The 10,710-nt window shown below is 59.4% G+C and carries 13 protein-coding genes; 4 read left to right on the top strand and 9 right to left on the bottom strand.

Features of this window, described 5'->3' with window-relative positions; genetic code table 11:
- Positions 1–245 precede the first annotated feature (245 nt).
- On the top strand, positions 246–566 hold the full coding sequence (locus T3A99_RS14425; protein WP_047230213.1) for an isochorismate lyase: 321 nt from the start codon (positions 246–248) through the stop codon (positions 564–566).
- 23 nt (positions 567–589) lie between these two features.
- Here the strand turns inward: T3A99_RS14425 and T3A99_RS14420 are convergent, their stop codons facing one another.
- The 3 genes from T3A99_RS14420 to T3A99_RS14410 form a co-directional block, all read right to left on the bottom strand.
- Positions 590–1,027, bottom strand: a complete 438-nt coding sequence (locus tag T3A99_RS14420; protein WP_047230212.1) for a DUF3995 domain-containing protein — start codon at positions 1,025–1,027, stop codon at positions 590–592.
- 126 nt (positions 1,028–1,153) lie between these two features.
- Positions 1,154–2,164, bottom strand: coding sequence for an ABC transporter substrate-binding protein (locus tag T3A99_RS14415; protein WP_047230211.1), 1,011 nt, complete (start codon positions 2,162–2,164; stop codon positions 1,154–1,156).
- Positions 2,165–2,355: 191 nt separating this feature from the next.
- On the bottom strand, positions 2,356–2,805 hold the full coding sequence (locus T3A99_RS14410; RefSeq protein WP_047230210.1) for a hypothetical protein: 450 nt from the start codon (positions 2,803–2,805) through the stop codon (positions 2,356–2,358).
- 430 nt (positions 2,806–3,235) lie between these two features.
- On the opposite strand from T3A99_RS14410, the gene T3A99_RS14405 reads away from it, so the two are divergent.
- From T3A99_RS14405 to T3A99_RS14395, 3 genes are all read left to right on the top strand, one after another.
- Positions 3,236–3,472 (top strand): hypothetical protein, encoded by a 237-nt coding sequence (locus T3A99_RS14405; RefSeq protein ID WP_139050514.1) that lies wholly within the window; start codon positions 3,236–3,238, stop codon positions 3,470–3,472.
- Between the two features lie 132 nt (positions 3,473–3,604).
- Positions 3,605–3,835, top strand: a complete 231-nt coding sequence (locus tag T3A99_RS14400; RefSeq protein ID WP_047230209.1) for a hypothetical protein — start codon at positions 3,605–3,607, stop codon at positions 3,833–3,835.
- Between the two features lie 87 nt (positions 3,836–3,922).
- The gene (locus T3A99_RS14395) at positions 3,923–4,159 is read left to right on the top strand and encodes a DUF2789 family protein (RefSeq protein WP_107321655.1); all 237 of its coding nucleotides are present in this window, start codon (positions 3,923–3,925) and stop codon (positions 4,157–4,159) included.
- An 87-nt stretch (positions 4,160–4,246) separates the two neighbouring features.
- On the opposite strand, the gene T3A99_RS14390 is transcribed toward T3A99_RS14395, so the two are convergent.
- From T3A99_RS14390 to T3A99_RS14365, 6 genes are all read right to left on the bottom strand, one after another.
- Positions 4,247–5,470 carry a methyl-accepting chemotaxis protein gene (locus T3A99_RS14390; RefSeq protein ID WP_370695191.1) on the bottom strand — a complete coding sequence of 408 codons (1,224 nt, stop codon included), beginning with the start codon at positions 5,468–5,470 and terminating at the stop codon, positions 4,247–4,249.
- Positions 5,471–6,031: 561 nt separating this feature from the next.
- Positions 6,032–6,436: a TraR/DksA family transcriptional regulator gene (locus T3A99_RS14385; RefSeq protein ID WP_003202859.1), complete on the bottom strand. Its 405-nt coding sequence runs from the start codon at positions 6,434–6,436 to the stop codon at positions 6,032–6,034.
- Positions 6,437–6,762: 326 nt separating this feature from the next.
- Positions 6,763–7,785, bottom strand: a complete 1,023-nt coding sequence (locus T3A99_RS14380; RefSeq protein WP_047230207.1) for an ABC transporter permease — start codon at positions 7,783–7,785, stop codon at positions 6,763–6,765.
- Positions 7,786–7,828: 43 nt separating this feature from the next.
- Positions 7,829–9,382, bottom strand: a complete 1,554-nt coding sequence (locus T3A99_RS14375; protein ID WP_322834501.1) for a sugar ABC transporter ATP-binding protein — start codon at positions 9,380–9,382, stop codon at positions 7,829–7,831.
- Between the two features lie 73 nt (positions 9,383–9,455).
- Positions 9,456–10,382, bottom strand: coding sequence for a sugar ABC transporter substrate-binding protein (locus tag T3A99_RS14370; protein WP_322834500.1), 927 nt, complete (start codon positions 10,380–10,382; stop codon positions 9,456–9,458).
- A gap of 53 nt (positions 10,383–10,435) precedes the next feature.
- Complete coding sequence (locus T3A99_RS14365) at positions 10,436–10,588, bottom strand: hypothetical protein (protein ID WP_171061383.1); 153 nt, start codon at positions 10,586–10,588, stop codon at positions 10,436–10,438.
- Positions 10,589–10,710 lie beyond the last annotated feature (122 nt).

The following is a 10,710-nucleotide window of genomic DNA, read 5'->3' as shown; positions in this document are numbered from 1 at the left end:
CGGTCGCCGGTAGCCATGGAGAAACTGGCGGCGTGAAACCTTAACTGGTGTCCAGAATTACTTGACCAGTTCAGCTTTGCTCCCACAGAAAGCCGTGCACTCACAGCGGTGCGGCAAGAGGTGATCCGAAAATCTCGTAGGAATTTACCTCTGTGGCGACGGGGCCTTGCTTGCGCAAGGTATTTCCTGTCTTATCGAAGATCGGCTCGGATTGGGCCGTTCCTACTTCAACAAGGAGTGACTGCATGGAAGTCCACACTCAGCTACAACCCTGCGATTGCGCGAATATGGAAGACATCCGCCGCGAGATCGATGCCCTTGACCAGGCCGTTATCAAACTGCTGGGCAAACGCTTTCAGTACGTACTGGCAGCGTCGAAGTTCAAGACCTCAGCCACGGCGGTGCGTGCGCCGGAGCGCTTCCAGGCCATGCTGGCGACCCGGCGTCAATGGGCCGAGGCCGAGGGCCTTAGCCCGGATGCGATCGAGAAAATGTACAGTGACCTGGTGAATCACTTCATCGCCCAGGAGATGGAACACTGGACGGCTCTTCGATCCGGGACCTGATCGACACGACAAGCGCCCTGCGCTCAGGCCCAGGCAACCGTCAACAGGCCGGCGCCAAGCACGACACATAACGGTGAATAGACCCAGGTGTCGAGCTTGGCGAACGTCGAGCCCTTGACCTCCTTGAAGAAACCCACCAGGTTCGATTCGCCAATGGCGCGGGCGAACATCAGCAAGGCGATCGCGCTGATCAGCCATTGCAACGCCCGATGGGTGACGGGCGGTGCCAGCAAGCCGACCCGCAGGCACACCAGAACTGCAATCAGCAGCAGCGCGAGGGCCACCAGCAGTGTCAGCCAACCCGATGGGTTGAACGCCGGGCGCAGCGACTCTCCTTGCCTCACCGGAACCTGAGGCACGACCGCCAGGGCCGCCCATCGCCCGCCCAGGGCCCAATACAAATGAATCAAGCTGATGGTCGCAAATACTGCGACCAGCGACCGAGCCACTAAAAGCGTCATTCGCCAGCCTCCTTGAAAGGTTGAACAATCATCCTAGCTCGAATTCGGCATTTCGCCGCACGGGCGCAGACTGCCGGTTTTCGGCGAATGACGCATTGCTCAAGATCAAGAGTTCAACCTGGCGCGCTACAGACCGGCGGCGACTTTGTCGGCAACCTCCTTGGGCACCCAGGCCTGCCAGACCTGTGGATGGGCCTTGAGGAACGCCTCGGCGGCTTCACGCGGCGGTGTGTGCTTTTCGCTCATGTCGGCCAGGGCCTTGTTCAACGGCTCGATCGGCAGATCAACTTTACTGAAGAACTCGGCAATGTCCGGGTGTTGCTTCTGAAACGGCGCGGATACGCCAATCGACAGCTTCGAGGCCAGGGAGCGGGTTGGCTTGGGGTTGGGGTTGTCGGCATCGGTCAGGGTTTTCCAGGCCTCGGCATCGAACGCAGGTTCTTGCAACTGCACCAACTTGAAACGTCCCAGCAGCGGTGTAGGCGACCAGTAGTAAAACAGGATCGGCTTGCCCCGGCGGATCGACGAGCTGATCTCCGCATCCAGCGCCGCCCCCGAACCACTCCGGAAATTCACATAGCTGTCGGACAACCCATAGGCCTTGAGCTTCTGTTTGTTGACCACTTCGGAGGTCCAGCCGATGGGGCTGTTGAGGAAGCGACCCTTGCTGGGGCTTTCCGGGTCTTTGAAGACATGCTTGTAGCGCGCCAGGTCTTCGACGCTGCGCAAATCCGGCGCCAGAGGCTTGATGCCCCGGGCCGGATCGCCCTTGATCACATACTCCGGGACCCACCAGCCTTCGGTCGCACCCTTGACGGTATCGCCCAAGGCGATCACCTTGCCTTCGGCCTCGGCCTTGACCCACACCGGGCTGCGACCGGCCCATTCTTCCCCGATCACCTGGATGTCGTTGTTGGCCAGCGCCGTTTCCAGGGTAATGGTGGTGCCCGGCAATGTGTCGGTCGGCAGCCCATAACCCTTTTCGACGATGACCCGCAGGATATCGGTGATCAGACTGCCGCTTTCCCAATTCAGGTCGGCAAAATGGATCGGCGCCTGCGCGGCCGATGCCGGAAGTGACGAAACCAACACCGCACAGGTGGCCCAGGCAGCCAACCACTGTCGAACTCGTTTCATGCGTTGCACCTCGTACCAGACACAGCGATAGCTCAACGGTCCTGCGTAACCGGACGCAAGCCTCTGATTAGTTCAGTCAACTCACTGTAGCCGAGGTTCCACGCAGACCTTGCGAAAACCGTTGGCAGGGCGCAAAACCCGAACGCTGTGTCAGCCCGCCTATCACATCCATCGGGCAGACGAGGTGCACATCACTCGCTGGCCTTGAAGGTGACGAGTTCACCTTTGCGCCACTTGGCGGCTTTGGCGGTCACGGCCTTGAGGGTCTTGGTCAGGCCCTCGTGCAACTGCTCGTTGGCGGCGAAAACAGTCAGCACGCTGTGCCCTTCCTTGAACAGGATCGCGTGGCCACCGGGGGTGGCCACGAAGGCGTAATCCCCAAGGCCATAGACCGTCAGCTTGATATCGCGAAAGCGGATTTCAAACTTGCCACCTTCACGGCTGGGCAATACCGCTGCACGAAAATGATCACCGACTTTGAGTTCAAGCCTGGGTTTGTCATCGACCACCAGGGCCGATTCAGTATCGATTTCGGCAACATAAATACCTTCGGCGGTTTGCTCGGTGATGTAGACGAAGCGCGACTGGAACTGCTTGACCAGCTTTGCCCGCAGATCACCAAGTACGAATAACGCATGCATGTCGAGATTACTTACTGCCAAGGAAACATCCCCATCTTTGTAAACGGCCCGCCCTCTGAAAAGGACGGACCACGAGAACCCGTGCCGACTGTGTGTGTCGCAGTGGACCTGTAACTGAAAATTCGAAGTGAACGGCGTGCCCTGCCCCGGGGCGAGAGAAGACTAAAGGATTGCCACTCTCGCCGTCTTTCCCGCGGGGTCGTCAGAGGCTGAAGGAAAACGCCACTCTGAGCATCGGAAAAGGTGGGACTACTAACTTTAGGGAAATTTCTCACTTAGAAAAGCATTTTTCTGACATCGAGGGCAAAAAAAATTGCTTTAGATAGACACAGCCATCCACACGGTGCTGCCGATTCTAGAGCAGCCGCAGGCGTGGAGACTACTCAAAACACTCGGTAATTCGTCGGTAAACCATAGAAAAGGAATTCACATGGCCACTTTCACAACCCTGACCCAACCCCTCACCCCTTGCATCGCTGACAAGCCTGACGGGTTTGACCAAGTCCATTACCTGCCGGTTTCTTTGTTTCAACCGCGATATCGGGTGGTTCTGGCCGGTAAGTGCTTTTTCCATATTGAAGAAACCTCGACTGGCCGTGTAAGAGGTTTCCGTACCGATCATAACGAGGCCTGTTACCTGGCCAGGCGTCTGGAACGAAGCGTTTGACCTGAGATACCACACGCCCATCACTTAACTCAGCCGCGACAGGCAACTGCTGCCATACTGCCTGCCCAGCGAAGACCGTCCCCCATTGACGATCGCGCACCCATACTATGACTTGTGAAGGAAAGGCGCGACGTGACGGAATTTGATATTGGCGAGTTTTTCATCCGGGGTGAGGCCAGAGAGGTCGAAGGCGAATTTCAGGCTGTCATCGTGATGCGCGCCAAGCCCCCCTTGACCACCACCCGTTATCATCAGGTGGAAAAGGATCGCTGGTTCAAAACCCCCGAACTCGCCGCCGAGGCTGCGCGGGCAGCGGCAAAAGCCCTGAAACTCGCAGTGGATGAAGGCGCGTTGAAAGCCTGAACCCGATCGAACTCCTGACGGGCGTTTGCCTCAGATAAAGGGAAGCAACCGAGGCGCCATGACGGCGCCCGCCCAAAGGAGAACCCCATGGAACAGCCCTCGCACGAACTGAGTACCTTGTTCGATCAACTCGGCCTGCCTTCGGATGACAAAGCCATTGATGACTTCATCATGGCCTATCCGCTGGAGCCGGAGATCAAACTGGTGGAGGCCGACTTCTGGTCGGAGCAACAGAAAGATCTACTGCGCGAATGGCTGCTCGCTGACGGCGAGGAGGCAGTGCTGGTGGATCAATTGAATGTCCGCTTGCACGACGGTAAATAACCCTCAACCCTTTAACCCCTGTGACAAGGGAGCTTGCTTCCGCTCGGCTGCGCAGCAGCCGTGCCCAGCCCCCCAGCGCGGGCCAGCCTAGCGCGGCTTCTCGGGCTTATAACCCAGCCGCAAACCACCCCAATGACGCCCCTTGAGCATGATCGGCACGGAAAGGTCATGCATCAGCTCACCCGTATCTCGGGTGTAGGTCTGCAACAGCACGGGCTGCTGGTGGCTACCGCAACGAATCCCGGTGCGGTCGGAGAACTTGCGTTTAGTGCGATTGTTCACCGTGTCCACTTGCGGATCGCCGGTCAGGGGTTGACTGAAGACCTTGTTGTGGGTCGGTACATAACCTTCCTGAGTACAAGCAATGGCGAATACCAGGCCTTCGTGCCGGGCGAGCAAAGGTTCCTGAATAGCCGGCAGGACCTGATCGGTGTAGCGGTCGAAACGGGTCTGGAACTTGGCGGGCTGGGTATTGGGGATGGGCTGGTAGCTGCGGTCGAACAGGTCCTCCAGGCTGACACGACCCTGGTCAATGTCTGCCTCGAACTGGGCCGCGATCTGGCTCGCCCCTTCGCGCGCCAGGTCGTAGACCCGTTGGTGATAATCGTCCAGGCCAACCTCGGCCAGGCGTTCGCTGATGGTTTCGGCCTGGCCCTCCATTTGCACTGCCGCTTGGGCCAGGCGCTGGGTCTGCTGGTCGCTGATGGACAGGTCACTGCGCATCTGTTCGATGGCGTGAAACAGGCTGTCGAGTTGTTCGCGATTGGTGTCAGTGCCTTGGGCGATGGCGCTGACCTGGGTTTCAACACCGGCCGCCAGCCGGGCTATGTTTTCCAGGTGCTGACCGGTGTGCTCGACCTGCTGCACGCCACTGTCCAGGTCGCTGGCCAGTTGCCGGATCTGCTCCACCACCTGGGCGGTGCGCTGCTGGATATCCGCAACCATGACCCCGACCTCGCCGGTGGCCGCGGCCGTACGCCCGGCCAGTCCACGGACCTCGTCCGCCACCACCGCGAAGCCGCGACCGTGCTCACCGGCCCGTGCAGCTTCGATGGCCGCGTTGAGCGCCAGGAGGTTGGTCTGGCTGGCGATCGACTGAATTACCAGGCTGACCCGCTGGATTTCATCGCTGCGCACGCTCAGCGCCTCGATCAACTCGCGGCTGTCGTTCGCGCGCTGGCTGAGCTGATGCATCCGGCTGATGGACTCCACCAGTTCGCTGCGCCCGGCAACGCTGCTGCGATGGGCCTCACTGGCGGCACTCAGGGCCTGCTGGCTGAGTTGCGAGGTGGCCTGTTCAGTGGTGATCATCGATTCGGCATTACCGACGATCTGCGCCGCCGCGTCGAGCTGCGACTGGACCTTGCCAGCCAGTTGCTTGACCGAATAGGCGACGCCGGCCGCCGACAACGCGTTATGGCTGGTGGTGTAGGACAGATCACGGGTCAGCTCGGCCAGCTTGTCCGCGGCTACCGGCTCAGGCGCGGCGGCCAGGCGCGAGCGCAGGCGCGGCAGCCAGACGATGAGCATCGCCAGGGGCAGGCCCAGATACAACGACCAGCCGCCCAACGTCATGCCGCACAGCAGCAATGTCAGCGCCAGACTCTGCAAGGTCGGCGTCAACCAGCGCGCCATGCTGTTGGTTACAGGCACCTGCACCTGCGCCGCATTCGCCACGGAACCGTCTGTCGCCATGTTGATCACCCACATTTCTCGTTGTTATGCCTGCATTAAACGCCACTACGGAGCCATTATCCATGGTCCATTAGTCGCGTTCTTGCGGGGGGTCAACGGAAGTAGACGAACAGGCGCAGAAAAAAATAAAAGATCGCAGCTTCCCGAAGAAAGCTGCGATCTTTTCTGAAACGCGGATCAGGCCTGACGCTGGTGCTTGTCGATCTGCTCGTGACGTTCCTGCGCTTCGATGCAGTACTTGGTGGTCGGGCTGATCAGCAGGCGCTTGAGGCCGATCGGCTCGCCGCTGTCATCACACCAGCCGAAGCTGTCGTCGTTGATACGGTCCAGGGCCTGCTCCAGCTGAGGCAGCATGCGCTGGTCGCGATCGATGGCGTTGACCAACCAGGTCCGCTCTTCTTCTACGGAAGCAGCGTCCGCCGGGTCAGCCGGGGTATCCAGGCTCTCAATGGCGATTCGGTTCTGTTCGATGCGCTCGTGGGTTTCCACTTTCATGTTCTGCAACAGCTTGGTGAAGAAAGCCAGCTGCTCGGCATTCATGTAGTCATCCGCCGGCATGGCCAGCAACTTTTCCTTTGTCATTGATTTCTCTATAAAAAAACGTGCATTAAGGCGAATTATGAAGCGTCCCGCAGCGCGCTGCCACGCTCATCGGGAAGGCGCCGTCTATTCCAAGCGCCACCCGGCACTCAATTTACGAGGGGCGGCAGTCTAAGGCCGAGTCGAAGCCTCAGCAACTGAAAACATAGGGAAAATGTCCGACAACCCTTCTAAATGTTCTCTGACAAGCTTTTGGCAGTCATCGGAGTGCGTTTATAACAAGAAATTCGATTCAATAGCTGTATCAAGAAGACAAATGGCAACGCCACGCGGGTCAGGCGTGGCGCTTTGTCGCAGCGTAGGGACCTTCAGCGTTTGAGTTTGCGCTTATTGCGGTACTGGTCGATGACCACCGCCACCACAATGATCAAGCCCTTGATGATGTCCTGAATGTAGGCATCCACGCCGACGAACGTGAAGCCACTGGCCATGACCCCGAGGATCAGCGCGCCGATCACCGTTCCGGTGATGCGCCCCACCCCACCGGCCAGGCTAGTGCCGCCGATCACGGCCGCAGCAATCGCGTCCAGCTCATAGGACATGCCCATGCCGGCCTGCCCGGTGGCGGCCCGCGCCGAGGCCACCACCCCGGCCAGCCCCGCCAGCAGCCCGGCGATGCTGTAGACGATCACCAGATGGCGTTTGACGTTGATGCCCGAGGTGCGTGCCGCCTGCATGTTGCCGCCGATGGCGTAGGTGTACTTACCGTACTTGGTGTAGCGCAGGGCAATATGGAAGATCACCGCCACCACCAGGAAAATGATCACCGGCATGGCGCCATGGCCGATGGCGGTATAGGAATCGGACAACATGCTCACCGGCTGGCCTTCGGTGTAGTAACGCGCCAGACCGCGGGCCGAGACCATCATGCCGAGGGTGGCAATAAAGGGCGGGATACCCGTGATGGCGATGATGCTGCCGTTGATCGCTCCGGCCAACAGCCCAACGCCCAACCCCGCCACCACCGGTATCCACACCGGTAAGTCAGTCAGGGAGGGAAACACCGCCCGGGTGAAATCCGAGGTTTGGGCCAGGCTGGCGGCGATCATGGCCGACAACGCCAGCACCGAGCCGGACGACAGGTCGATACCGGTGGTGATGATCACCTGGGTCACACCGATGGCCAGCAGACCGATGATCGACACTTGCAGGATCATCAGCACCAGGCGCTGGGAGTTCATCAGGAAACTCTGGTCACGCATGATCCAGCCAAACACTTCGAACACCAGGCCGATGCCGATCAGCACCAGGAAGATACTCAGTTCCGTCGGCAGCCGCCGACGCGTCCTGGCCGGTGCGGCCGCGGGTTTGTTTTCCAGTATCGCGTTCATAGCATTCACCTTTTTCTCTGTGGCGAGCTTGCGCCCTCAATTATCAGGACAGGCCAGAAGCCAACTGCATTACCCGCTCCTGGGTCGCCTCGCTACGGTCCAGCGTGCCCATCAGGTCTCCTTCATGCATCACCATCACCCGGTCGCTCATGCCCAGTACTTCCGGCAGTTCCGAAGAAATCATGATCACCGCCATGCCTTCGCTGGCGAGGTAGGAAATGAGCCGGTAGATCTCGGCCTTGGCGCCAACGTCGATGCCACGGGTCGGCTCGTCGAGGATCAGGATGCGTGGGTTGGTCATCAGCCATCGGGCCAGCAGGGCCTTCTGTTGGTTGCCGCCGGACAAGGTGTCGATGCACTGTTCCAGGGACGGAGTCTTGACCCGCAACTTCTTGCACATGTCTTCGCACAACGCGCGCAAGGCTTTCTGCTGGATGAAGCCGTTGCCGACGTAATGGGGCAACACGGCCATTTCCATGTTTTCCAGCACCGACAGGCACGGGAACAGGCCACTGAGCTTGCGATCCTCGGTCAACAGCGCGAACCCCTTCTCGATGGCCATGTGCGGGTCGCTGATGCGCACCGGTTGCCCGTCGAGCAGGATCTCTCCGCCCGTGCTGGGCGTCACGCCGAAGATCGCCTCGGCCACGTTGGTCCGGCCCGAGCCCATCAGCCCGGCAATGCCCAGGATTTCTCCGGCATGCAAGTCGAAGGACACATTCTTGAAAATGCCCTCCAGGCTCAAATCACGCACCGACAGCACCAGATCGCCGATGGGTTTGTCCCGTTCCGGGAATAACTGGCTCAGTTCGCGCCCGACCATCATTGATATCAGGCTGTCGCCGTCCATGCTGTCGGCCCGTTGCAGGCCGATGTAGGCGCCGTCGCGAAACACCGCGACTTCATCGGCGATGGCGAACACTTCGTTCATTTTATGGGTGATGTAGATGATGCCCTTACCCTGAGACTTGAGGTCGGCGATGATCGAAAACAGATGGGCGACCTCCGTCTCGGTGATGGCCGAGGTCGGCTCGTCCATGATCAGAATGTCAGAGTCGTAGGACACCGCCTTGGCGATCTCGACCATCTGCCGCTCGGCAATGCTCAGGTTGCCCACCTGCTCTTCAGGATCGAGGTTGATGCGCAGGCGCTCCAGCAACTTGGCGGTGCAGCTGTGCATTTCCCCGTGATCGACCATATGCAAGCCGTTGAGCTGCTCGCGGCCGATCCAGATGTTTTCAGCGATGCTCATGTGGGGCATCAGGTTCAGTTCCTGGTGGATCATCGCGATGCCGGCCTGCAGGGCTGCCAGAGGTGTGTCGAACTTCACCGGCTTGCCCCGCAGGCGCAGTTCACCGGCGTCCGGCTGGTAGATGCCGGCCACGATTTTCATCAGGGTGGATTTGCCCGCACCGTTCTCGCCCATCAAAGCCAGCACGGAACCGGGGCGCACCCGCAATTGCACATCCGACAGGGCCACCACGCCGGGAAAGCCTTTGCTGACGTTGACGACTTCCAGCAGATACGGTTCATCAGGCATTACGTCCGGCCGGAAAGTCATCGCCGGGGCGCTCGAAGCAGTCGCTGAAGCGAACATGATCAGGTACTCCCTCGGCAAGGTCAGTGGGCGACCTCGCCTGTTTATTGTTGTGGTAGCAGTACGTTAAACGTCACTTGAACTGATCGACGTTTTCCGGCGTGATCAGGCGATACGGCACCCATACGGCCTGCTCGACCGGCTGTTTCTTGACCATTTTCACCGCCGTGTCGATCGAACCGTCGGCCTGGCCCTTGGCGTCCTGGAACACCGAGACCGCCATCTCGCCTTTCTTCACGGCGTTCAGGCCGTCCGGCGTGCCATCGACCCCGGCGATCAGTACGCTGCCTTTCTCCTTGCCGGCACCCTTGAGTGCCATGGCCGCGCCGATGGCCATTTCGTCATTGTTGGAGACCACGGCATTGAACTCGCGGCCCTGAGTCAGCCAGTCGTTCACCAGTGTCATGCCTTTATCCCGCGACCAGATACCGGTCTGCTCTTGTTCGATCTTGATATCGGGGTACTTGGCCAGCACTTCCTTGACACCCTTGGTGCGGTTGGTGGTGGAGTTGTTCGCCAGGTCACCCAGCAGAATCACGATGTTGCCCTTGCCCGACATTTTGTCGGCCAGGTATTGCATCTGCATCCGGCCGGCTTCCAGATCGTCGGACGCCACGGTCACCACGCCTGCGGGCAGTTTCAGGTCGTCGGGACGCCGATTGACGTACACCAACGGGATCCCGGCGGCGACCGCGGCCTTGGTAATGCGCTGGGTGGCGGCAGTGTCCACCGGGTTGACGATGATTGCGTCGACCTTCTGGCTGATAAAGCTTTCCACCTGGCTCAGTTGCTTGACCACATCACTGCGTGCATCTTCGAACTGCAAGGTGACGCCATCCGGCAGGGACTTGGCTTTGCTGTCCATCGACTCACGCAGATACGTCAGCCAGGTGTCATCGAACTGGGACATGCTGACGCCGATCTTCAGGTCCGCCAGGGCGGCGCCGCTGGTGAGCATCAACGACAGGGCCAGCGAGGCGATACGGGTCTTGGTCTTCATGAACGGTCTTTCTCCACTTTTTTGTTGGTTTTATGGATAAGGCGTGATGGATCTCAGGAACGGGGCAAACGCACGATGGGCGCACCGGGCATGCAACACACCACGGTGCCGTTGCGCTGAATGCACAGGGATTCGAACAGGGGAAGGATTGCGCACAGGCGCAGCGAGCTTGGCAGGTGAAACGCAGAACGGCTGAAGGTTTTCATCGACGGTACCTGGCTGTGTTTCTTGTTTTTGTTTTGTCCGTCATTTGCTCAAGGCTGACTTGGCAAAAGACGAACAGGGGTGTCGGTAACCTGGAATCGACTTTATTGGAAAATATTTTCCA

This window comes from Pseudomonas sp. N-137 (assembly GCF_034555295.1).
Classification (GTDB): Bacteria; Pseudomonadota; Gammaproteobacteria; order Pseudomonadales; family Pseudomonadaceae; genus Aquipseudomonas; species Aquipseudomonas rhizophila.
This window is presented reverse-complemented; position numbering and strand designations above follow the sequence as displayed.